This window comes from Gammaproteobacteria bacterium (genome assembly GCA_013151035.1).
Classification (GTDB): domain Bacteria; phylum Pseudomonadota; class Gammaproteobacteria; order JAADJB01; family JAADJB01; genus JAADJB01.
The window spans coordinates 83,626-107,232 of record JAADJB010000015.1 but is presented as its reverse complement, the minus strand read 5'-3'; the positions used below and the strand labels follow the sequence as shown (position 1 = coordinate 107,232).

Below are 23,607 nucleotides of genomic sequence, written 5' to 3'. Positions count from 1 at the left end.
TGTAAAGAGGAAGATATTTTGAATGATATGTTAAAAAATATGGTGTTATGGCTGGTGATTGCCGTTGTCCTGATGTCAGTATTTAATAATTTTGGCCCATCAAAACCGCGTGTAGAATCGGTGGGTTATTCGGATTTTATTTCCGAGGTGAAGGAAGGTCGGGTTAGTAAGGTAATCATTGATGGTCGCACGGTTAAGGCCGAGCGTATTACAGGCGATGCCTTTACGACTTATACCCCGTATGATCCACGCATGATTGATGACTTGTTGGCGAATGGCGTTAATGTTAATGCGCAGCCGCCGGAGCAAGAATCACTGTTGATGCAGATCTTTATCTCCTGGTTCCCAATGTTGCTGTTGATTGGTGTCTGGTTGTTCTTTATGCGTCAGATGCAGGGTGGCGGCGGTGGTCGCGGCGCGATGTCTTTTGGTAAGAGTCGTGCGCGTATGCTGGGTGAGGATCAGGTTAAGATTAACTTCTCGGATGTTGCGGGTGTTGAAGAAGCCAAGGAAGAAGTGTCTGAGCTGGTTGAGTTTTTGAGTGAGCCATCCAAATTTCAGAAATTGGGTGGTAAGATTCCGCGCGGTGTGTTGCTGGTCGGCTCACCGGGTACGGGTAAAACTCTGCTTGCCAGGGCGATTGCGGGTGAGGCGAAGGTGCCTTTCTTTACTATATCCGGTTCTGATTTTGTTGAGATGTTTGTTGGTGTCGGTGCCTCGCGTGTGCGTGATATGTTTGAGCAGGCGAAGAAGCATTCTCCTTGTATCATCTTTATTGATGAGATTGATGCCGTGGGTCGTCATCGTGGTGCCGGTTTAGGTGGTGGACATGATGAACGTGAGCAGACACTGAATCAGTTATTGGTTGAGATGGATGGGTTTGAGGGTAATGAAGGCGTTATCGTGATTGCGGCAACCAATCGCCCGGATGTGCTGGATCCTGCCCTGTTGCGTCCTGGACGTTTTGATCGTCAGGTGGTGGTGCCACTGCCGGATATTCGTGGTCGTGAGCAGATCCTTAAGGTGCATACGCGTAAGGTACCGGTTGATGATGATGTGAATGCAGCGATTATTGCGCGTGGTACACCGGGTTTCTCCGGTGCTGATCTGGCAAACCTGGTGAACGAGGCGGCATTATTTGCTGCTAGATCGAATAAGCGTCTGGTAGAGATGGATGACTTCGAACGCGCAAAAGACAAAATTATGATGGGTGCAGAGCGTCGTTCTATGGTCATGAGTGATGCTGAGAAGGAGTTGACGGCATACCACGAGGCGGGCCATGCGATTGTCGGTCGTTTGGTGCCTGAACATGATCCCGTGCATAAGGTGAGTATTATCCCGCGTGGTCGTGCCCTGGGTGTGACCCTGTTTTTGCCGGAAGAGGATCGGCATAGTTATTCCAAGCAACGCCTGAATAGCCAGATCTGTAGTTTGTTTGGTGGTCGTATTGCTGAGGAGTTAATCTTTGGTGCTGATGCAGTGACGACCGGTGCGTCGAATGATATTGAACGTGCAACTGAACTGGCGCGTAAGATGGTTACCCGCTGGGGGCTGTCCGATAAGCTGGGTCCATTGGTTTATGGTGAAGAGGAAGGCGAGGTGTTTCTTGGTCGTTCAGTGACACAGCACAAGAATGTCTCTGATGAGACTGCACATGTGATTGATGAGGAAATTCGTCATGTCATTGATGGTAATTATCAACGTGCCGAGACCTTGTTGAAAGAGAATGAGGACAAATTGAAGACGATGGCTGAGTTGTTGCTTAAGTATGAGACTATCGATCATCTTCAGATCGACGATATTATGGCAGGTAAACCACCGCGTCCACCAGCAGGCTGGAGTGAGCCGGATGATAAAGGCAAGGGTGATGCCGAGGTTAGTGCCAAACAGACGGATAAAAAAGACAAGCCGGATAGTTCGATTGGTGGAACCGCCGGACAGCATTGATTCCTGTCCTGGCTTGCTGTTTCTGGTTCCCATGCTCCAGCGTGGGAACCCCATGGTTTGTTTCACCTGATGTTCTGGTACGTGTTCCCACGCTGGAGCATGGGAACAAGAGCGGTAGCTCGGGTTAGCGAAGCATAACTCGACAAAGGCTTATTATCATGTCACTGAATATCTCCCCACCCCGTGTCATGGGTATTCTGAACGTAACCCCCGACTCATTCTCTGACGGGGGACAATTCAATGTGCTGGAATTGGCCCTACAACAAGCGACCTCTATGATCGATGCCGGTGTCGATATCATCGATATTGGTGGCGAATCAACCCGTCCGGGTGCGGCACCTGTTCCATTACAACAAGAACTTGATCGTGTTATACCGGTAATTGAAGCCATTCAGCAACGTTTTTCGATAACAATATCAGTGGATAGCAGTAAGGCTGTGGTGATGCAGGCGGCTGTGACTGCGGGTGCGGGTATGATTAATGATGTCTGTGCCTTACAGGGAGAAGGGGCGCTGAATGCAGCTGTAGAACTACGTGTGCCGGTTTGTTTAATGCACATGCAGGGTGTGCCGGGGAGTATGCAGCAACAACCTGAATACACCAATGTTGTTACCGAGGTTAAAGATTTCCTGCTGACACGCGCTAAGACCTGTGAGCAAGCAGGGATTGCCAGGAAAAATATCATCCTGGATCCCGGTTTTGGTTTTGGCAAGACATTGGAGCATAATCTGGCATTATTACGGCAACTGGATTGTTTGGTGGCTGCGGGCTATCCTGTACTGGTTGGTCTGTCGCGTAAATCCATGATTGCCGAGGTGCTGGATCTGCCAGTAGATCAACGCCTGCAACCCAGTGTGGCATTGGCGGTTATTGCCGCCTGGCAGGGAGTGCAAATTATTCGTGTGCATGATGTAGCGGAGACAGTACAGGCTTTGCGTATGTGTGCGGCAGTTTTTGGTGCGCATTGCGCACCCTACCGCTAGGGTAGACACATTACGGTAGGGTGCGTACCACGCACCATTGATCGAGGAGAAATTCATTGGCTAGAAAATATTTTGGTACCGACGGTATCCGTGGCAAGGTGGGTGGCTATCCCATTACGGCTGATTTTATGCTCAAGCTGGGGTGGGCGGTTGGTCGTGTGATGGGACAAGGGCAGGGAAATCTTATCCTGATCGGCAAGGATACGCGTATCTCGGGGTATATGTTTGAATCCGCATTAGAGGCTGGGATCACTGCTGCGGGGATGGATGCGCGTTTACTGGGGCCTATGCCAACCCCGGCGATTGCTTACCTGACACGCACGCTACATGCCTGTGCCGGTATCGTCATCAGTGCCTCACACAACCCTTATTTTGATAACGGGGTTAAATTTTTTTCGGCTCAGGGCACTAAACTGGCCGATGAAATCGAGCTGGCAATTGAAGCTGAGATGGATAAAGACATGGTGACCATGGGCTCTGCTGAACTGGGACGTGTGGAACGGGTAACAGATGCTGCCGGTCGTTATATTGAATTTTGTAAGAGCACCGTGCCCATGTCTCTGAGTTTGCGCGGGATGAAGATTGTCGTCGATTGTGCGCATGGAGCTACCTATCATGTGGCGCCGAATGTGTTTGACGAATTGGGTGCCGAGGTAATCTCGATTGGTGTGAAACCTGATGGTCTGAATATTAATCAGGACTGTGGTTCAACGCATGTTGCTCAGTTGCAGGACAAGGTGCGTGAGACCCGCGCTGATTTGGGCATCGCCCTGGATGGAGACGGTGATCGTCTGATTATGGTGGATCATACCGGTGAGGTCGTGGATGGCGATCAAATTCTTTATATTATTGCCTGTTCGCGCCAGCGTTCTTCACATTTGAATAATTCTGCTGTGGTGGGTACCTTGATGAGTAATCTTGGTCTGGAACATGCTTTGAGTAAGAAGGGCATAACGTTACATCGAGCCGGAGTCGGTGATCGTTATGTTATGGAGATGTTGATTCAGCATAACTGCATATTGGGTGGTGAGTCATCGGGACATATTATCTGCCTGGATCGAACCACAACGGGTGATGGTATTGTCTCGGCATTACAGGTGTTGGCAGAGATTGTGCTAGGACGTAAGTCATTACATGCGCTGGCCTTGGGTATGACCAAGTATCCCCAGGTGTTGATTAATGTGGCGCTGAAGGAACGTGTTGATTTGGATGCCTCAGCCGAAGTGCAGGCGGCAGTCAAAGCTGCTGAGGGACGTATGCAGGAGAATGGCAGGGTGTTATTGCGTCCATCGGGCACCGAACCGGTAGTGCGTGTGATGGTTGAGGGTAATGATGCCGAAATGGTACAGCAAGAGGCTGAGAAGCTAGCGGCAGTGGTTAAGGCGGCTTGTAGCTGAAAAACGGAAAAAATGGGGTCAGACCACGATTAAATGAAATTTAATCGTGGTCTGACCCCATTTTTTCTTGATTGATTTTTGGTGTCTTTCCCGCTATGCTAGGCGGCTTTATAATGTAGTCAGGAAAGAATTATGCGTCAGCCATTAGTAGCCGGAAACTGGAAGATGAATGGTAATGCCGAAAGTATCAAGGAATTGGTGTCGGGTATTGCTGCGGGTATGTCCGATGTAAAGACCGCCGAAGTGGTGGTTTCCCCCTCTTTTGTTTATATTCCCCAGGTTGTTTCTCAACTGGGTGGTTGTGGTGTGAGTGTCGCCTCGCAGGATATGAATGACCAGGAATCCGGTGCGCATACGGGTGAGATTGCAGGTTCTATGCTGACGGATGTCGGTTGTAAATATGCCATTATTGGTCATTCTGAACGGCGCAGTATTTATAGTGAAGATGATGCCTTTACTGCTAGTAAATTTATGGCAGCACAGAAACAGGGTCTGATCCCGATCCTGTGTGTGGGTGAGTCACTGGAACAGCGTGAGTCAGGTGTGACCGAAAAAGTGGTTGGTGAGCAATTGGATGCCGTGATTAATACGGCTGGTATTGCAGCGTTGGCAAATGCTGTGGTTGCCTATGAGCCTGTTTGGGCGATTGGTACCGGCAAGACAGCAACACCTGATCAGGCGCAGGATGTTCATGCCTTTATCCGCAATAAGATTGCCGGACTAGATGCCGAAGTCGCTGCCGGTTTGCGTATCCTTTATGGTGGTAGTATGAATGCGGCTAACGCGGCTGAATTATTATCAATGGCGGATATTGACGGTGGCTTGATCGGTGGTGCATCGCTGAAGGCCGATAGTTTTCTGACCATTTGTCGTGCAGCTAATGCTGACTAATGGATCTTGATTTAGCTTGATAGAGTAGAGTTTCTTATGGCAACAATATTATTGATTATTCAGGTGTTCCTCGCCATTTCCTTGATTGGTCTGGTGTTGGTTCAACATGGCAAGGGTGCAGACGCAGGTGCGGCATTTGGTAGTGGTGCATCGGCTACCGTATTTGGTGCTGAGGGTTCAGCATCATTTCTGACGCGTTTGACGGGGTTTATCGCTGCTGCGTTCTTTATTAACAGTTTGCTGCTGTCGACACCGCTAGTGATGGATCGAGGCGCGAAGGTTGGTAGTGTGGTTGAACAAATTGTACCGACTGAACCTGCTGATAATGCCCACCTGACAACAGAGCAAGCAGATGTACCGGGTGTGCCTGACGCACCTGAATCGGTTGTTAATCAGGGTGATCTGCCACCGTCGTAGCGATGGATTCCCGCCTGCGCGGGAATGACAAATGCCTCCGGGGATCTCGTTTTTTAGCCGATGTGGTGAAATTGGTAGACACGCTACCTTGAGGGGGTAGTGGCGTAAGCCGTGCCGGTTCGACTCCGGCCATCGGCACCATATTAAAGTTACGGGGACAAACCTATGGTTTGTCCCCTTTTTAATGGTCTCACCAAACCTGGGGATTCCAGTTCTGTTCGGATTTATCTTTTAATTCACCGACCAGTAAGCGTGTATCACTAATAAAATAATAAGGTGGTACGGGCAGATTGAGTGGTGCGGGCATGAACTTTTGCACCCGTCCGGAGAGATCATAAAGAGAGCCGTGGCAGGCACAGAGAAATCCACCGGCCCATGTAGGACCGAGATCAGTCGGTGCAATGTCCGGGCGATAAGTGGGTACGCAGCCAAGATGGGTGCAAATGCCGACAAGAACCAGATATTCCGGGTCTAGTGATCGATGCCAATTGGCGACATCGTCGCTGAATTGCTGGGGTTCTCTGGAATCAGGGTCCCTGAGCTTTTTCAGCAGTTCGGCATCTTGTAGGGTCTTGAGTTGTTCAGGTGTACGACGTAATACCCATACCGGACGACCACGCCAGGATACCGTGATCATCGCGCCTGGATCCAGCTTGCTGACATCAATATCAACGGGTGCGCCGGCTGCATTGACTGCGGCACTGGGATTCATACTGCGGATGAATGGAACGGCTACAGCAGCCAGACCACTGACACCGATGACAGTGGCTGCAGCGGTTAAAAATCGACGGCGGCGCGTATCGACGGGTTTTTCTATCATTATCGTCTCCTGATGGTAATCAGTATCCTGATAGTATAGAGCATCTGATTAGTCATAGGTTCCTAAGGTGTCTTAATTTTGTTGCGAAAACATGGCGTCATCGGTATATTGTCAGCTGTACCCTGATAGCTGTGAAATGGGGTAATAAAAATACTGGGGGAAGACACGGCTAGCCGCGTGTAATATCAATTATGCTGGAAAATTATTTACCCATTTTGATTTTTGTAGGGATTGGCATTGCCGTTGGGGTGGGGCCAATTTTTATGGGGTTTATGTTGGGGCCAAGACGACCGGATGATGCTAAATTATCACCCTATGAGTGTGGTTTTGAGGCGTTTGAAGATGCACGTATGAAATTTGATGTGCGTTACTATCTGGTGGCGATTCTATTTATTATCTTCGATCTTGAAATTGCATTTTTATTCCCCTGGGCGATAGTGCTGGGTGATCTGGGCTGGCCGGGTCTGATTGCTATGACGATCTTTCTGGGCATCTTGGTGATTGGCTTTATCTATGAATGGAAGAAGGGTGCGCTAGAATGGGAATAGAAGGCATTCTCGAAGAAGGTTTTATTACTACCAATGCCGATAAGCTGATTAACTGGGCGCGTACCGGTTCGATGTGGCCGATGACCTTTGGTCTGGCTTGTTGTGCGGTTGAGATGATGCAGGCAGGTGCCTCGCGCTATGATCTGGATCGTTTTGGTATTGTATTTCGTCCCAGTCCACGTCAATCGGATGTGATGATTGTTGCCGGTACCTTGGTCAACAAGATGGCACCCGCTTTGCGTAAGGTCTATGACCAGATGGCTGAGCCGCGTTGGGTGATCTCGATGGGTTCCTGTGCCAATGGCGGTGGTTATTATCATTATTCCTATGCCGTGGTACGTGGTTGTGATCGTATTGTCCCGGTTGATATCTATATACCCGGTTGTCCGCCAACCGCAGAAGCCTTGTTGTATGGCATTATGCAGTTGCAGGATAAAATTCGTCGTACTAATACGATTGCCCGATAATCAAATTAAAGAATAAATAATGTCAGAGAAGCTGGAAACACTGGTAGCACAATTACAAGAGCGATTTGAGGATCAATTGCTTGTCTGTACTTGTTCAGATTTGGGTGAAGTGACCATTGAGGTGGCTGCTGCCGATCTGTTATCCGTTGCCACGGCACTGCGTGATGACTCCGAATTCTTCTTCGATACCCTGGTCGATCTCTGTGGTGTTGATTACTCCGGTTATGGTATCGCTGAGTGGGAGACAGAAGCAGCGAGTAGCACGGGCTTTGCTCGTGGTGTCGATGCCCGCACGGATGCCCGTATGACTATGGTGACGGATGAATTATCAGTGGATAACCCGGTCTGGGAAGGACGCTTTGCGGTGGTTTATCACCTGTTATCGGTGATGAATAATCTGCGTCTGCGTCTGCGTGTATTTGCCCCTGAGGATGAAGTGCCCGTAGTGGACTCGGTGACTTCAATCTGGAGCTCGGCCAACTGGTATGAGCGTGAAGCCTTCGATCTGTTTGGTATCCTGTTTAATGGTCATGATGATCTGCGTCGTATTCTTACCGATTATGGCTTTATTGGTCATCCCTTCCGCAAGGATTTCCCGCTCAGTGGTAATGTCGAGGTGCGTTACGATGAAGAACAAAAACGGGTCATCTATGAGCCAGTCAGTATTGAACCACGGGTGTTGGTGCCGAGGGTGATTCGTCCTGAAGAAGTCACCCAGGAACCGCTTCCTCCTAAAGAACAAGGAGATGAGTAATTATGCCTGAGATTCGTAACTTCACCCTGAACTTTGGTCCTCAGCATCCGGCTGCGCATGGAGTGTTGCGCCTGGTGCTGGAGATGGATGGTGAGACTATCCAACGCGCTGATCCGCATATCGGTCTGTTGCATCGTGGCACCGAGAAGTTGATTGAGAGTAAGCCTTATAATCAGAGTATCGGTTATATGGATCGGCTCGATTATGTCTCCATGATGTGTAATGAACACGCCTATGTGCGTGCCATTGAAAAGATGATGGGTGTCGAAGCGCCGGAGCGGGCACAGTATATCCGGGTGATGTTTGACGAGATCACTCGTATCCTCAATCATCTACTCTGGATTGGTGCCCATGCGTTGGATGTGGGTGCGATGACTATGTTCCTGTATGCCTTCCGCGAACGTGAAGACCTGATGGATTGCTATGAGGCGGTTTCGGGTGCGCGTCTGCATGCAACTTATTATCGTCCCGGTGGCGTGTATCGTGATCTGCCAGACTCGATGCCGCAGTACAAGACCTCGAAGTGGCACAATGAGAAGGATGTTGAACGCCTGAACAAGAATCGTCAGGGTTCTCTGCTAGATTTTATTGAAGACTTTACCCAACGTTTTCCGGGCTGCGTCGATGAGTACGAGACCCTGCTGACAGATAATCGTATCTGGAAACAGCGTACCGTTAATATCGGTGTAGTGACAGCAGAACGTGCCAAGCAGATGGGCTTTACCGGGCCCATGTTACGTGGCTCCGGTGTGGCATGGGATCTGCGTAAGAAACAGCCCTATGCGGTTTATGATCAAATGGATTTTGATATTCCTGTTGGCAAGACCGGTGATAGTTATGATCGTTACCTGGTGCGTATGGCCGAGATGCGTCAATCCAACCGTATCATTGCACAGTGTGTGACCTGGCTGCGCAATAATCCGGGCCCGGTTATGATCGAGGATCGCAAGGTGGCACCACCCAAACGTGAGGCGATGAAGGAAGACATGGAGGCCTTGATTCATCACTTCAAGTTGTTTACCGAGGGTTATTGTGTGCCGGAGGGTGAGTTTTATAGTGCGGTTGAACACCCCAAGGGTGAGTTTGGTATTTATATGATCTCGGATGGTGCTAACAAGCCCTATCGAGTCAAGATTCGTGCGCCGGGTTTTGCTCATCTATCCGCCTTGGATGAGATGGTTGAAGGGCACATGCTGTCGGATGTGGTGACCATTATCGGTACCCAGGATATTGTATTTGGAGAGGTTGATCGTTGATGTCTGATCAGAAGCAAGCACAGCAGTTATCCACTGAGGTGACAAATGAGATTGATGCCTGGCGTGCCAAGTTTCCAGCAGAACAACAGCGTTCTGCGGTATTGGCAGCTCTGCATGCGGTACAACACCATGACGGCTATGTCAGTACCGGGGCGATGGATGCGGTAGCTGATTATTTGAGTATGGATAAGCTATCGGTTTATGAAGTCGGTAGTTTTTATTCCATGTTTGAACTGCAACCGGTGGGTCGACACATGGTCTCGATGTGCAATAACATCTCTTGCATGTTGCGTGGTGCAGATAAACTGGTGGCTCATGTAGAGAATAAGCTGGGTATCAAACTGGGTGAAACCACAGCCGATCAACGCATTACCTTGAAGATGGAAGAAGAGTGTCTGGCAGCCTGTGTGGGTGGCCCGATGATGGCGGTGGATGGACATTATCATGAGGATCTCACGGTTGAAAAACTGGATCAGATCCTGGATGCACTGGATTAAATAATGGTTAATGAAGTCTGTTTTACAACGCTCAAATATGAGCAACCCTGGACCCTGGAGAATTATCTCAAGGTGGGTGGCTATGATGCGTTGAAAAAAATCCTGCAGCAAGGGATGTCACCTGCGGATGTGATCGAAGAGGTCAAGGCATCCGCCCTGCGTGGTCGTGGTGGTGCCGGTTTTCCCACCGGTTTGAAGTGGAGCTTTATGCCGCGTAATGCCCCAGGGCAGAAATATATCGTCTGTAATTCGGATGAGTCTGAACCGGGTACTTGCAAGGATAGAGATATTTTGCGTTTTAATCCTCATGCCTTGGTCGAAGGCATGATTATCGCCGGTTATTCTATTGGTGCCTCAGTCGGTTACAACTATATGCGCGGCGAGTTTCATCACGAGCCCTTTGAACGCTTTGAAGGTGCTCTAAAAGAGGCGCGTGAGGCGGGTTTTCTGGGTGAGAATATCCTCGGTTCTGATTTTTCTTTTGAATGTCATGGACACCTCGGTGCGGGTGCCTATATCTGTGGTGAAGAGACCGCCTTATTGAATTCGCTGGAAGGCAAGAAGGGGCAGCCGCGTTACAAGCCACCATTCCCTGCTAACTTTGGTTTATATGGCCAACCAACGACGATTAACAATACCGAGAGTCTGGCGTCGGTACCGGTCATTATCCGTAATGGCGCCAAGTGGTTTCTGGAGCTGGGTAAACCGAATAATGGCGGTGAGAAACTGTTTTCTGTCTCCGGGCACGTCAATAAGCCGGGTAATTTTGAGATTCCTTTAGGCACTCCTTTTAAGGATCTGCTTGAGATGGCGGGTGGTGTGACCGAAGGGCGCACGCTTAAAGCCGTGATCCCGGGTGGTTGTTCTATGCCGGTGATGCCAGCGGCAACCATTATGGACTGTGATATGGATTATGATTCCTTGTCCAAGGCAGGTTCAGCGATGGGCTCGGGTGCTGTGATTGTGATGGATGATTCGACCTGTATGGTACGTGCATTGATGCGTCTGGCGCGTTTCTATTACGCCGAATCCTGTGGTCAGTGTACGCCTTGCCGTGAGGGTACCGGCTGGATGTACCGTGTGATTAAACGTATCGAAGAGGGGCAGGGGCGAGTCGAAGATCTGAATTTGCTGGAGGGTGCTGCCGGGCAGATCGAGGGCCATACTATTTGTGCCTTTGGTGATGCTGCAGCCTGGCCGGTGCAAAGTTTCCTCAAACACTTTCGCCATGAGTTTGAATATCATATCGAGCATGGTTGCTGTATGCCAGGTACGGAGGCTGAGGTATGAGTACCGATATCCAGCCGGAAGACCGGGTTAATATTGAGATCAACGACCAACCTTACCAGGCGCGTAAGGGACAGATGTTGATCGAGATTACCGATGCCAATGATATTGAGGTGCCCCGTTTTTGTTATCACAATAAACTGCCCATAGCTGCCAGTTGCCGTATGTGTCTGGTACAGGTTGAAAAGGCACCCAAACCTCTGCCAGCTTGTGCCACGCCGGTGATGGAAGGTATGAAGGTTTATACCCGTTCGGCCTATGCCCATAATGCGCAAAAAGCAGTGATGGAATTCCTGTTGATTAATCATCCACTGGATTGCCCGATCTGTGATCAGGGTGGTGAGTGTGAACTACAAGATATCGCCTTTGCTTATGGTCGTGATGTCTCGCGTTTTGCCGAAGGCAAGCGGGTGGTCGAAGACAAGAATATTGGCCCATTGATCGCCACCGATATGACGCGTTGTATTCATTGCACGCGTTGTGTGCGTTTTATGCAGGTCATTGCCGGTAGCAAAGAACTGGGCGGTATCTCCCGTGGTGAGAATCTGTCGATCAGCACCTATATCGAACAATCAATTGATTCCGAGATGTCGGGTAATATTATTGATGTGTGTCCGGTCGGGGCACTAACCTCGAAGCCCGCGCGTTATCAGGCGCGTGCCTGGGAGTTATCTCAGTTTGCCAGTGTTGCAGCTCATGATTGTGTCGGATCAAACCTGAATGTGCACAGTCGTCGTGGTCAGGTAATGCGCGTGGTGCCGCGTGATAATGAAGCGGTTAATGAAGTCTGGATCTCAGATCGGGATCGTTACAGCTATCAGGCATTGACTCATGAGGAACGTCTGTTGGCACCCGAGATCAAGGTTGATGGTCAGTGGCAGCAAGTGAGTTGGGATGAGGCACTGCAACGGGTGGTCGAGGGCTTGGCTGATAAGGCGGATGACCTGGGTATATTGGTATCGCCAAGTGCCAGCATTGAAGAGATGTCGTTGTTGACACAGATTGGCGCTGGCCTGAAGTGTAATAATATTGATTACCGCCTACGTCAGCAAGACTTTAGCGGACAGGATCAGGATGCTGTATTCCCTTGGTTGGGTCAGTCACTAGAGGAACTGGAACAAACAGATTGTGTGTTATTGATCGGTTCCAATGTTCGTAAGGAGCAACCCCTGGTTGCCCACCGTCTGCGTAAGGCGAGCCTGGATGGTGCGAGGTTGATGGTAATTAATCCGGTGGATTATGACTTCCATTTTAATTTGTCTGAAAAATCCATTGTCTTGTCTTCGGCTATGGTGGCTGAACTGGCGGCTGTTGCACAGTGTGTCGGTGGGAGTGATAAGGAAGGTATCTCTGCCGAGTTACAGGCATTGATTGCGGGTGCTGAGGTGAATGATCAGCATCGTGCCATGGCGGATGCCTTGCAGCAAGCTGAGAAGGTCAATGTGATCCTTGGTAATCATACCCTGATGCATGTTTCGGCCTCTGCCTTGAAGGCTCTGGCAGCGTTGATTGCAGAACAGACCGGTGCGGTAATGGGTTGTCTGACCGATGGTGCTAATGCAGCGGGTGCGGCACTTGCCGGTGTGTTGCCTCATCGCAGTCGGGGTGGTCATGTGCGTAGTATGAAGGGTTTGAATGTGGCACAGATGTTGGCTGATTCGCGTCAGGCCTATCTATTATATGGCTGTGAGCCCGCAGCTGATTTTATTGATAGCGTTGCGGCACAGTCCGCGATGCAATCGGCGGGCTTTGTTGTTGCCTGTAATTTGTTTGCCTCCGATCAGTTACGTGCTTGTGCTGATGTCCTGCTACCCATTGCTGCTTTTGCTGAGATGCCAGGAAGCTATGTTAATACCGAGGGTTGTTGGCAAACCTTCAATGCAGCAACCAAACCTCCAGCTGAGGTACGTCCGGGCTGGAAGGTGTTACGGGTGTTGGGTAATCTGCTGAGATTGAATAATTTTGATTATCTGAGTTCAGCTGAGGTGCGTGATGAGCTGTATAATCAGGTGGGTGAGCAGGGTGCTAATCAGACCTGCTGTTGCTCTTCGTCAGATCTTAATGTGTCTGTGAGTAATGCTGCACTGGAGGCAATTGTTGATCTGCCTGCTTACGCAGTTGATGGTCTGGTGCGTCGGGCAGATGCACTGCAACAGACCCGGGATGGACAACAAGCGCACAATGTCAGAGTCTGTACGCAGACGGCACATAGAAATAATCTACAGGATGGTGATCGGGTGCGTATTAAATGCGGCGATACACAGACAGTAATGATATTGGTGGTTGATGATGCTGTTCCTGTTAATGGCATCTGGTTGGCGACAGCTGTTGCCGAGACCGCTGATCTAACCATGGCAGCAAGCTCGATTGAGCTGGAAAAGGAATAGGCGACGATGACCCTGGAACTCTTTTTAGCGATTGCCTGGATCTTGATCAAGATTATCGCCATTGTCTTGCCGCTGTTAGGCGCGGTGGCGTATTTGACCTATGCCGAGCGTAAGATTATTGGTTATATGCAGGTGCGTATCGGGCCTAACCGTGTTGGGCCACGCGGTTGGTTACAGCCGATTGCCGATGCCGTGAAACTGATGATGAAAGAGATAGTGTTACCCGCTAAATCCAATCATCTGTTGTTTGTATTGGCACCGGTGCTGGCAATTGGCCCGGCACTGGCAGCATGGGCAGTGGTGCCGTTTGATGATGCCATGGTGCTGGCGGATATTGATGCCAGTCTGTTGTATATCCTGGCGCTGACCTCGGTCGGTGTATACGGTATTATTATTGCAGGTTGGGCATCAAACTCTAAATATGCCTTTATTGGTGCAATGCGTTCTGCGGCACAGATTGTATCTTATGAGATTGCCATGGGCTTTGCTCTGGTCGGGGTGTTGTTGGCAGGAGGTAGTCTGAATCTGCGCGATATCGTACTGGCACAGGAGGGCAGTTTCCTGCATTGGTTCTGGTTGCCATTGTTCCCGTTATTCCTGGTCTATTTTATCTCCGGTGTGGCCGAGACCAACCGCGCCCCGTTTGATGTGTCCGAGGGTGAGTCCGAGATCGTGGCAGGTTTCCATGTCGAATATTCGGGCATGACCTTTGCCGTGTTCTTCCTCGCTGAATATGCCAATATGATCTTGATTGCAACCCTGACCGCCTTGATGTTTGCCGGTGGCTGGTTATCGCCGTTTCAAGGTATCCCGCTGTTGGAGGATCTGTTTGCCTGGGTGCCGGGTACCTTCTGGTTATTGGGCAAGACGGCATTCTTCCTGTTTTTGTTTTTATGGTTCCGAGCCACCTTCCCGCGTTATCGTTATGATCAGATCATGCGTCTGGGCTGGAAGGTGTTTATCCCGGTAACGATTATCTGGTTATTGCTGGAAGGCGTGGCTGTAGTGGAGGGTATCGGTCCCTGGTTTGACTAAGGGCTTTCTATAACTATGAAGATGATACGTCATTACATTAAGAGTTTTTTGCTCTGGGAGCTATTGCAGGGTCTGGCTGTCACCGGGAAATACCTGTTTGCGCGTAAGATTACAGTGCAATACCCGGAAGAGAAGACCCCGCAGTCGCCCCGTTTTCGTGGTCTGCATGCCCTGCGTCGTTATCCTAATGGGGAAGAACGCTGTATTGCCTGCAAGTTATGTGAGGCGGTTTGTCCTGCATTAGCGATTACGATTGAGGCCGGGCCCCGTGAGGATGATGGTAGTCGTCGTACCACGCGTTATGAGATTGATCTGTTTAAATGTATCTTCTGTGGTTTTTGTGAAGAATCCTGTCCGGTGGATTCAATTGTTGAAACTCGGGTGTTTGAATACCATTTTGAGAAGCGTGGTGAGCAGATTATGACCAAGGAAAAATTACTGGCTGTGGGCGATGAACATGAACAGCAGATTGCTGCTGACCGTGCTGCCGATGCACCTTATCGTTAGATTGAGATGATAGTAGTGAAAACATTATGAGTTTTGAGAAATTTGTATTTTATCTGTTTTCGACCATTCTGGTTTATGCCGCCTTGCGTGTGATCAGTGTGCGTAATCCGGTGCATGCTGCCTTGCATTTGGTGCTGGCATTCTTTACCTGTGCCGGTCTGTGGCTGATGCTGGAGGCGGAGTTCCTGGCGATTACCCTGGTGCTGGTCTATGTCGGTGCAGTGATGGTGTTGTTCCTGTTTGTGGTGATGATGCTGGATATTGATATGACACCGTTGCGCGAGGGTTTTATCAAGAATCTACCGCTTGGTATTGGGGTCGCCGTTGTTGTGGTGTGGGAGATGACCCTGGTGCTGGGTGTGAAATATTTTGGTACCGATCAATATCCGCTGCCTGATAGACATGATGCCGATTACAGTAATACGCGGGAACTGGCATCGGTGCTCTATACCGATTATGTCTATGCATTTGAGATTGCCGCAGTGATCCTGCTGGTGGCGATTGTTGCTGCCATTGTGTTGACCATGCGTCGGCGCGTGGGTGTTAAACGCCAGAATATCTCTGAGCAGGTTCAGGTGCGGGCAGAAGATCGTCTGACCATGGTCAAGATGGAGACAGAAAAAGAATGATTGCCTTATCTGATTATCTCATCCTGGGTGCCATCCTGTTTGCCTTGAGCATGGCGGGTATCTTCCTTAATCGTAAGAATGTCATCATTATCCTGATGTCGATAGAGCTGATGTTGTTGTCGGTTAATATGAATTTTGTTGCCTTCTCCTATTATCTGAACGATATCGCCGGTCAGGTCTTTGTCTTTTTTATCTTGACCGTGGCCGCCGCCGAGGCGGCTATTGGTCTGGCGATCCTGGTGGTGCTGTTCCGTAATAAACGCAGCATTAATGTTGATGATATGGATAGCATGAAGGGTTGAGGATATGATGAAAAGTTTATACATTGCTATCCCTCTTGCTCCGCTGTTTGGATCTATCCTTGCCGGTTTGTTTGGCAAGTATATCGGACGCAGGGCATCACACATGGCAACCATTGCCGGTGTGGCGACGGCCTTCCTGTTGTCGCTGCTGGCGTTTAATTATATTGTGCTGGAGGGTGGTGCGGTCTTTAACGAAACCATCTATACCTGGATGGTGGTAGGCGGGATTCCCTTTGAGATCGGTTTCCTGATCGATAATCTCACGGTGTTAATGATGCTGGTGGTCACCTTTGTCTCGCTGATGGTGCATATCTACACCATTGGTTATATGCATGATGATCCGGGCTATCAACGTTTCTTCAGTTATATTGCCTTGTTTACCTTCTCCATGCTGATGCTGGTGATGTCGAATAACTTCTTGCAGTTATTCTTCGGCTGGGAGGCTGTGGGGCTGGTGTCTTACCTGCTGATTGGTTTTTGGTATAAGAAGCCGACAGCAATCTTCGCCAATATGAAGGCGTTTCTGGTCAACCGCATTGGTGATTTTGGTTTTCTGTTGGGTATTGCTGCGGTCTTTATGCATTTCAATAGCCTGGATTATATGGATGTATTCACTGCTGCACCGCATCTTACCGATACCACGATTGAGATATTCAGTGGTGAACAGTGGTCGTTGATGACAGTGATTGCTATTTTGTTGTTCATTGGTGCTATGGGTAAATCGGCGCAGGTGCCACTGCATGTCTGGCTGCCTGATTCGATGGAAGGCCCTACCCCAATCTCGGCACTGATTCATGCCGCAACTATGGTGACTGCCGGTATCTTTATGGTGGCACGTATGTCGCCATTGTTTGAGTTATCAGAGACGGCGTTGAGTTTTATCATGATAATCGGTGCGACCACCGCCTTCTTTATGGGGCTGTTGGGTCTGGTACAGAATGATATTAAACGTGTGGTGGCCTATTCAACCCTGTCTCAACTGGGTTACATGACGGTGGCACTGGGTGCCTCAGCCTATGCGGCCGGTATCTTCCACCTGATGACTCATGCCTTCTTCAAGGCACTGTTATTTCTCGCTGCCGGTTCTGTGATTATTGCCATGCACCATGAACAGGATATGCGCAAGATGGGTGGGCTGAGAAAATATCTCCCCATTACCTGGATTACCTCATTGATTGGTTCACTGGCTCTGATTGGTACGCCGTTCTTTGCCGGTTATTATTCCAAGGACAGTATTATTGTGGCAGTACAGAATTCTACCCTGCCGGGTGCGGGTTATGCCTATATTGCCGTGCTTTCCGGGGTGTTTATTACTGCGCTGTATAGCTTCCGTATGTATTTTCTGGTATTTCATGGCAAGGAGCGCATGGATGACCATACGCGTGAACACCTGCATGAATCACCGGCAGTGGTTACTATTCCGCTCATCCTGTTAGCCATCCCTTCTGTGATAGCGGGTTATCTGATGGGGCCGATTCTGTTCGATGGCTTCTTTGACGGGGTGATTCATGTGTTACCTGAACATGATGTGCTGGCATCCTTGAAAGAAGACTTCCACGGCCCCATCGCCTTTGCGACCCATGCGATTGTGAGCCCACCGTTCTATCTGGCACTGGCGGGTGTGTTTGTGGCGTGGTATGTCTATATGGTGAAACCTTGTATTGCGGACATGGCTGAGAAATCGCTATCCGGTCTGCATCGTCTGTTAACGAATAAGTATTACCTGGATGATATTAACCAGAAGGTGTTTGCCGGTGGTACCGTGGGTATAGGGCGTTTGTTTTGGAATCTGGGTGACAAGTTATTGATTGATGGCTTGTTGGTGAACGGCAGTGCCAAACTGGTGGGGTTGTGCTCAGGTGTCATGCGCAAGATGCAGAGTGGTTATCTCTATCATTATGCCTTTGCCATGATTTTAGGTTTATTAGGTTTGTTAAGCTGGGTTATCAAGCCTTGGGCTTGATGCGCATTAATTACGGATTAAAAAGATAGCAAAATGTTAGATTCTTCTATATTAAGTCTGGTTGTCTGGGTACCTGTTATCGGTGGTCTACTGATACTGGCGCTGAGTATGACCGATGGCCCCAAATTTCTGGATGCACGCTGGATGGCGCTGCTGGTTGCTGTGGCGACCTTTGCCTTGAGTATCCCCTTATATACCGGCTTTGATCTGAATACGGCAAACATGCAGTTTGTTGAACTCACGCCATGGATTGATCGCTTTAACATCAATTATCACCTCGGTATTGATGGTATCTCAATGCCGTTGATCCTGTTGACCACCTTTACCACCATTCTGGTGATTGTTGCCAGTTGGGAAGTGATCAAAGATAAGGTGGCTCAATACATGGCCTGTTTCCTGATTATGGAAGGCCTGATGAATGGTGTGTTTGCTGCCCTTGATGCGATGTTGTTCTATGTGTTCTGGGAAGGCATGCTGGTGCCGATGTTCCTGATTATTGGTATCTGGGGTGGGCCGAAGAGGGTTTATGCCACCATTAAGTTCTTCCTCTATACCTTTCTCGGCTCGGTGTTTATGCTGGTTGCCCTGATCTATATGTATTATCAGTCGGGCAGCTTCAGTGTGCTGGACTTCCATCAACTGGCGTTGACGCGACAGGAACAGATTCTGATCTTTATCGCCTTCCTGATGGCGTTTGCGGTTAAGGTGCCGATGTGGCCGGTGCATACCTGGCTACCGGATGCGCACGTTGAGGCACCTACTGGCGGTTCGGTTATCCTGGCGGCGATTATGTTGAAGATTGGTGGCTACGGCTTCCTGCGTTTTAGTCTGCCGATTACCCCGGATGCCAGCATGGAGTTGGACTGGTTGATGATTACGCTGTCGCTGATTGCCATCGTCTATATTGGTTTTGTTGCCATTGTGCAGCAGGATATGAAAAAACTGATAGCTTATTCCTCTATCGCACACATGGGTTTTGTCATCCTCGGTATTTTCGTTGCCTTTCAAATCATGGATCAGACGGGAGGCATACAAGGTGCGATGCTGGGGCTGGAGGGTGCTATTGTACAGATGATCTCGCACGGCTTTATCTCCGGGGCATTATTCCTCTGTATCGGGGTGTTGTACGACCGTATGCATACCCGCAACATCAGCGACTATGGTGGTGTGATTAACAAAATGCCGATATTTGGTGCCTTTATGGTGTTGTTCAGTATGGCAAACTCCGGTCTGCCGGGCACCTCCGGTTTTGTCGGTGAGTTTATGGTGATCCTTGCCAGCTTTAAGGCGAACTTCTGGTATGCCTTCCTTGCCGCTACCACCCTGATGCTGGGTGCGGGTTACAGTCTGTGGTTGTTGAAACGGGTCATCTTTGGTGAGGTTGCTAATGATCAGGTGGCTGCACTTGAAGATGTGAATTACAGAGAATTTATGGTGTTGGGTGTGCTTGCCATTGCGGTATTGGCACTAGGTTTGTATCCGGCACCACTTGTCGATGTATTGCATGCAACAGTAGAAAATCTGTTGCAACATATATCGGTATCAAAACTATAAGAGCGGTCTGAGAACATGATAATGCCTGAACTTGCTGAATTCTTCCCGCTTATCCCTGAGATATTCATCCTCAGTATGACTTGCATTATATTGATCCTGGATGCCTTTCTTACGGAGCGGACGCGCACTATTTCCTTTGCTCTATCACAGGTGACACTGGTTATTACCGCCTTGCTGGTGGTGTTTGTTGATAGTGGCATAACCGAGGTGGTGCTGCACGGTCTGTTCGTCAATGATGCCATGGCGATTGTACTCAAGGTGTTCGTCTGTATTGTGACCTTTATGGTGTTCCAGTATTCCAGGGATTATCTGCGTGCGCGTGGTCTGTTTAAGGGTGAGTATTATGTGCTAGGTCTGTTTGGTGTGCTGGGTATGATGATTATGATCTCAGCGCATAACTTCCTGACCATCTATCTGGGGCTGGAATTATTGTCTCTGTCGTTGTATGCCATGGTGGCCTTTGATCGGGACTCAGCCACTGCCTCTGAGGCAGCAATGAAATACTTTGTCCTTGGTGCGCTGGCATCGGGTATGTTGCTCTACGGTATCTCCATGCTCTACGGCGTGACCGGTTCACTGGATATTGCCGAGGTCTCGAATGCCATTGCCGCGCATGATGCGCGTGACCTGCCACTGGTCTTTGGTCTGGTATTTGTAGTGGTGGGGCTGGCCTTTAAACTGGGTGCAGTTCCCTTCCACATGTGGGTTCCCGATGTCTATCAGGGTGCGCCGACCTCAGTAACTTTGTATATCGGTAGTGCGCCTAAACTGGCTGCTTTCGCCATTGTGATGCGTCTGCTGGTGGATGCTATGGGGCCCTTGTATGTCGACTGGAGCGGGATGTTGATGATTCTCGCAGTCTTGTCGATGGCAGTGGGTAATGTGATTGCCATTGCACAGACCAATATCAAACGTATGCTGGCGTATTCAACCATCTCGCATATTGGTTTTCTGATATTAGGTATCCTGTCGGGTAGCAATGAAGGCTATGCTGCCTCCATGTTCTACGCCATCACCTATGCCATTATGGCTGCTGGTGGTTTTGGTATCATTATCTTGCTTAGTCGGCGTGGCTTTGAGGCTGATCAATTGGATGACTTCAAAGGGCTTAATGATCGTAGTCCATGGGCAGCCTTTATGATGATGTTGCTGATGTTCTCAATGGCAGGTGTGCCACCTACCGTGGGCTTCTTTGCCAAGTTATCGGTGCTGGAGGCGGTTATATCCGCAGATATGTTATGGCTGGCACTGGTTGCCGTCGCTTTCTCCGTGATTGGTGCGTTCTATTATTTGCGTATCATAAAGCTGATGTATTTTGATAAGGTGGAAGAGGGAGCACAACCGATACAAGCCGCCTTTGATACCCGCTTTGTGTTGAGTCTGAATAGCCTGGCGGTATTAGCTCTAGGAATATTCCCTGGTGCCTTGATGACGCTGTGTATAAATGCCATTGGCTAATTGAGATAAGGCTTGAAGTCTTGCAGAATACTGCTAGAATGCTCTTCTTCTGATGCGGGGTGGAGCAGCCTGGCAGCTCGTCGGGCTCATAACCCGAAGGTCGTAGGTTCGAATCCTACCCCCGCTACCAATCAGTAAACCCGATAATTCAATGAGTTATCGGGTTTTTTATTGTCTGGAAGAAACTCTTAATAATGTCAGTGCGGGAGTTTTGCGGGAGTCTGCTTTCACAATCTTCGCAACTGCATCAATAAGTTCTTGAATTTCCGCCCCAGAGTAGTGTGTCGTGATGTCTCCAGTCTTATGACCTAGTAGTGCTGATCTAGTTTCTTTAGAAACTCCAGCAGCTCTAAGCCTTCTACCAAATGTATGCCTTAGATCATGAACTCTGAGATTTCTAAAACCCCAAGGGGCAGTATCTTTCATCTCTTTTTCATATCTATTTGCGGCACGTTCACGACCACCTTGCCAACCTGAGTTATAGATTTTATTCAATGGTCTGTTTCTTAGTGTGAAAACCCTTGAGGGGTGTTTCCCTCTTTGAGCTTCGATCACAGAAGCAGAAGCCGAATTTAGTACCACAACCCTTTCTTCCTCATTTTTCGTCGCCCATTCAGGCAATACGAACACTGAGCAGTCCAATTCAGCTATCCTTTATCCTTATCTCCCATCCCCATCTTAATTGGCAAATTTCCTGTTCTCTACACCCTGTATTCAGGGCGAATAGCACAGGTTCTACGAGATGAGTAGCTAATTCAGGTAGAAGAACTTTCTGTTCCTGCCAAGAAATAGAACCCCTCATAATAGTTGCATTATAAGGCTGTTTGGTGTCTAGTAAAATCTGGGGAATCCATTTGATAAGGTCGAAACGTAAGAGGAGAGGCGCTTGCCGCTTGCTGTTTATTTAGATTTTTTCGTAAAAACGAGTCAGATAAAGGCCAGTAATGTGTTGTCTCTAAAAAATGGGAGGATTGTATAGGCTAGTGGTACTGTTTTAAGGGATGGTTACAGAACGACCAAGAACCTATGGTATGAAATGTTGATAATCTAAAAATAAAGCTAGATTATCGGGTGTTATCGGGTATTATCGGGTATGTTAATCGGGTATAGGCATCGATAAGGGGTCTGAATGAAAGAGCCGCATATCACTGTTGGTCAAGATATATTGCAACTTATCGCTGAAATTGATGAGTTCAAAGGCCAATGGCAGGCATTGAAAGCTCTCTCACCGGAACGCCTGCAACAACTGCGTAAAGTGGCGACAATCGAAAGTGTAGGTTCTTCTACGCGGATTGAAGGTGCAAAGCTCAGCGATGTACAGGTAGAAAAGCTGCTTTCAAACCTCGGCAAGACATCTTTTAAAACCCGTGATGAACAGGAAGTGGCTGGATACGCCGAAGCGATGGATTTGGTATTTCAGGCTTACGAAGATTTGCACTTTAACGAAAATCATATCCGTCAATTACACCAGACATTGCTTCGTCATAGCGCCAAAGATGAACGGCATCGCGGCTCTTACAAAACACTTCCCAATCATGTTGTTGCCAAAGATGAAAAAGGTGTGTGTTGTGGTGTGATCTTTGAAACCGCAACGCCATTTGATACGCCCAGAGAAATGGAAGGATTGGTACAATGGGCATCCAAAGCAATTGATGAATCAGCTATGCACCCGCTTTTAATTATTGCGGTTATCAATGTGGTATTCTTGGCAATCCATCCATTTCAGGATGGTAATGGCAGACTCTCGCGTGTTCTAACTACATTGTTGTTATTACGTGCAGGTTATGAATATGTGCCTTATGTCTCGCTAGAAAGCATTGTTGAAGAGAATAAAGATCTTTACTATAAGGCACTGCGGCGCACCCAAGCTACGCTCAATAATAATGCCCCAGATTGGGAGCCTTGGTTAGGGTTTTTTCTACGTTGCTTGAAAAAACAAAAGGCTAATCTTATTATAAAGGTGGAGCAAGAAAAGGCTGTAAGCGATACTTCATTGTCGTTGCTTTCTGTTCGGATTCTTAAGCTTTTAGAAGAGCATGAACATTTAACCATTGCTCAAGTAGTAGAACTTACAGGCGCGAACCAGAATACGTTAAAAGTTAGACTACGTGAGTTGGTCAATGATAGTCGCATTCAGCGGCATGGTAAGGCTCGGGCGACTTGGTATAGCTTGGTTTGAAGCAATTGATGCGACATTCAGGCACAGACACTGAATCTATAATCTTCACCTGTTGAAAGCGAGGCTTTTGTGTTCTTGGCAGGACACCTTTTTTAACCAGCATCTTTTTCCATGTGTACAGGTCTTGAAGATCCAGTCCTTCGGATGTCACAAAGGCCTTCATCGTTTGACCCGATGCCTTACAGTTTTTTAATATCGTAAGCCAATGGCTTTGTTGTTCGGTCAGGTTCGGCTTGATTGGGTCTGACATATTCCATTCCTCTGAGGGTAAAACAACAGAGTGCAGAAAATCCTTTCAGGTGTATAGGGTGTGGTTTGTTTTGCGCTTA

23 protein-coding genes and 2 tRNA genes are annotated in these 23,607 nt (G+C 48.7%); 22 read left to right on the top strand and 3 right to left on the bottom strand.

Going from position 1 to position 23,607, the window contains the following annotated elements; genetic code table 11:
- Window positions 1–18 precede the first annotated feature (18 nt).
- The 6 genes from ftsH (at window position 19) to GXP22_03785 (ending at window position 5,776) form a co-directional block, all read left to right on the top strand.
- Window positions 19–1,947, top strand: a complete 1,929-nt coding sequence (gene ftsH / locus GXP22_03810) for an ATP-dependent zinc metalloprotease FtsH (protein ID NOX08605.1) — start codon at window positions 19–21, stop codon at window positions 1,945–1,947.
- 158 nt (window positions 1,948–2,105) lie between these two features.
- Window positions 2,106–2,930, top strand: coding sequence for a dihydropteroate synthase (gene folP, locus GXP22_03805; GenBank protein ID NOX08604.1), 825 nt, complete (start codon window positions 2,106–2,108; stop codon window positions 2,928–2,930).
- A gap of 56 nt (window positions 2,931–2,986) precedes the next feature.
- Entirely contained in the window at window positions 2,987–4,327 is a 1,341-nt protein-coding gene (gene glmM, locus GXP22_03800; protein NOX08603.1) for a phosphoglucosamine mutase, read from the top strand.
- Window positions 4,328–4,459: 132 nt separating this feature from the next.
- Window positions 4,460–5,218 carry a triose-phosphate isomerase gene (locus tag GXP22_03795; protein NOX08602.1) on the top strand — a complete coding sequence of 253 codons (759 nt, stop codon included), beginning with the start codon at window positions 4,460–4,462 and terminating at the stop codon, window positions 5,216–5,218.
- Between the two features lie 36 nt (window positions 5,219–5,254).
- The gene (gene secG, locus GXP22_03790; GenBank protein ID NOX08601.1) at window positions 5,255–5,635 is read left to right on the top strand and encodes a preprotein translocase subunit SecG; all 381 of its coding nucleotides are present in this window, start codon (window positions 5,255–5,257) and stop codon (window positions 5,633–5,635) included.
- 56 nt (window positions 5,636–5,691) lie between these two features.
- A tRNA-Leu gene (locus GXP22_03785) sits at window positions 5,692–5,776 on the top strand.
- A gap of 49 nt (window positions 5,777–5,825) precedes the next feature.
- Here the strand turns inward: GXP22_03785 and petA are convergent.
- Window positions 5,826–6,455 carry a ubiquinol-cytochrome c reductase iron-sulfur subunit gene (gene petA, locus GXP22_03780; protein ID NOX08600.1) on the bottom strand — a complete coding sequence of 210 codons (630 nt, stop codon included), beginning with the start codon at window positions 6,453–6,455 and terminating at the stop codon, window positions 5,826–5,828.
- A 191-nt stretch (window positions 6,456–6,646) separates the two neighbouring features.
- Between petA and GXP22_03775 the strand changes: the two genes are divergently transcribed.
- The 15 genes from GXP22_03775 to GXP22_03705 all read left to right on the top strand — a co-directional run bounded on the left by GXP22_03775 (window position 6,647) and on the right by GXP22_03705 (window position 21,229).
- Window positions 6,647–7,003: an NADH-quinone oxidoreductase subunit A gene (locus tag GXP22_03775; GenBank protein ID NOX08599.1), complete on the top strand. Its 357-nt coding sequence runs from the start codon at window positions 6,647–6,649 to the stop codon at window positions 7,001–7,003.
- Window positions 6,994–7,470: an NADH-quinone oxidoreductase subunit B gene (locus tag GXP22_03770; protein NOX08598.1), complete on the top strand. Its 477-nt coding sequence runs from the start codon at window positions 6,994–6,996 to the stop codon at window positions 7,468–7,470. The genes GXP22_03775 and GXP22_03770 overlap by 10 nt, the downstream gene beginning before the upstream one ends.
- Window positions 7,471–7,489: 19 nt before the next feature.
- A complete protein-coding gene (locus GXP22_03765; protein NOX08597.1) occupies window positions 7,490–8,224 on the top strand; it encodes an NADH-quinone oxidoreductase subunit C in 735 nt (244 codons plus the stop codon).
- Between the two features lie 2 nt (window positions 8,225–8,226).
- Window positions 8,227–9,480 carry an NADH-quinone oxidoreductase subunit D gene (locus GXP22_03760; protein ID NOX08596.1) on the top strand — a complete coding sequence of 418 codons (1,254 nt, stop codon included), beginning with the start codon at window positions 8,227–8,229 and terminating at the stop codon, window positions 9,478–9,480.
- On the top strand, window positions 9,480–9,977 hold the full coding sequence (locus tag GXP22_03755) for an NAD(P)H-dependent oxidoreductase subunit E (GenBank protein NOX08595.1): 498 nt from the start codon (window positions 9,480–9,482) through the stop codon (window positions 9,975–9,977). The genes GXP22_03760 and GXP22_03755 overlap by 1 nt, the downstream gene beginning before the upstream one ends.
- 3 nt (window positions 9,978–9,980) lie before the next feature.
- A complete protein-coding gene (gene nuoF / locus GXP22_03750) occupies window positions 9,981–11,267 on the top strand; it encodes an NADH-quinone oxidoreductase subunit NuoF (GenBank protein ID NOX08594.1) in 1,287 nt (428 codons plus the stop codon).
- Complete coding sequence (locus GXP22_03745) at window positions 11,264–13,651, top strand: NADH-quinone oxidoreductase subunit G (GenBank protein ID NOX08593.1); 2,388 nt, start codon at window positions 11,264–11,266, stop codon at window positions 13,649–13,651. The genes nuoF and GXP22_03745 overlap by 4 nt, the downstream gene beginning before the upstream one ends.
- Window positions 13,652–13,657: 6 nt before the next feature.
- The gene (nuoH, locus tag GXP22_03740; GenBank protein ID NOX08592.1) at window positions 13,658–14,686 is read left to right on the top strand and encodes an NADH-quinone oxidoreductase subunit NuoH; all 1,029 of its coding nucleotides are present in this window, start codon (window positions 13,658–13,660) and stop codon (window positions 14,684–14,686) included.
- Window positions 14,687–14,701: 15 nt separating this feature from the next.
- Window positions 14,702–15,193 (top strand): NADH-quinone oxidoreductase subunit NuoI, encoded by a 492-nt coding sequence (gene nuoI / locus GXP22_03735; protein ID NOX08591.1) that lies wholly within the window; start codon window positions 14,702–14,704, stop codon window positions 15,191–15,193.
- Window positions 15,194–15,219: 26 nt separating this feature from the next.
- The gene (locus GXP22_03730; GenBank protein NOX08590.1) at window positions 15,220–15,822 is read left to right on the top strand and encodes an NADH-quinone oxidoreductase subunit J; all 603 of its coding nucleotides are present in this window, start codon (window positions 15,220–15,222) and stop codon (window positions 15,820–15,822) included.
- Window positions 15,819–16,124 (top strand): NADH-quinone oxidoreductase subunit NuoK, encoded by a 306-nt coding sequence (gene nuoK, locus GXP22_03725; protein ID NOX08589.1) that lies wholly within the window; start codon window positions 15,819–15,821, stop codon window positions 16,122–16,124. The genes GXP22_03730 and nuoK overlap by 4 nt, the downstream gene beginning before the upstream one ends.
- Window positions 16,125–16,131: 7 nt before the next feature.
- Window positions 16,132–18,087 carry an NADH-quinone oxidoreductase subunit L gene (nuoL, locus tag GXP22_03720; GenBank protein ID NOX08588.1) on the top strand — a complete coding sequence of 652 codons (1,956 nt, stop codon included), beginning with the start codon at window positions 16,132–16,134 and terminating at the stop codon, window positions 18,085–18,087.
- A 33-nt stretch (window positions 18,088–18,120) separates the two neighbouring features.
- The gene (locus GXP22_03715; GenBank protein NOX08587.1) at window positions 18,121–19,641 is read left to right on the top strand and encodes an NADH-quinone oxidoreductase subunit M; all 1,521 of its coding nucleotides are present in this window, start codon (window positions 18,121–18,123) and stop codon (window positions 19,639–19,641) included.
- An 18-nt stretch (window positions 19,642–19,659) separates the two neighbouring features.
- Entirely contained in the window at window positions 19,660–21,099 is a 1,440-nt protein-coding gene (gene nuoN / locus GXP22_03710; GenBank protein NOX08586.1) for an NADH-quinone oxidoreductase subunit NuoN, read from the top strand.
- 53 nt (window positions 21,100–21,152) lie between these two features.
- Window positions 21,153–21,229: transfer RNA gene (locus tag GXP22_03705), tRNA-Met, on the top strand.
- 38 nt (window positions 21,230–21,267) lie between these two features.
- Here the strand turns inward: GXP22_03705 and GXP22_03700 are convergent.
- Entirely contained in the window at window positions 21,268–21,741 is a 474-nt protein-coding gene (locus tag GXP22_03700) for a tyrosine-type recombinase/integrase (GenBank protein NOX08585.1), read from the bottom strand.
- 487 nt (window positions 21,742–22,228) lie between these two features.
- Between GXP22_03700 and GXP22_03695 the strand changes: the two genes are divergently transcribed.
- Window positions 22,229–23,278, top strand: a complete 1,050-nt coding sequence (locus GXP22_03695; protein NOX08584.1) for a Fic family protein — start codon at window positions 22,229–22,231, stop codon at window positions 23,276–23,278.
- Here GXP22_03695 and GXP22_03690 read toward each other — a convergent pair.
- Window positions 23,217–23,528 carry a hypothetical protein gene (locus GXP22_03690; protein ID NOX08583.1) on the bottom strand — a complete coding sequence of 104 codons (312 nt, stop codon included), beginning with the start codon at window positions 23,526–23,528 and terminating at the stop codon, window positions 23,217–23,219. The two genes, GXP22_03695 and GXP22_03690, sit on opposite strands and share 62 nt — an antisense overlap.
- Window positions 23,529–23,607 lie beyond the last annotated feature (79 nt).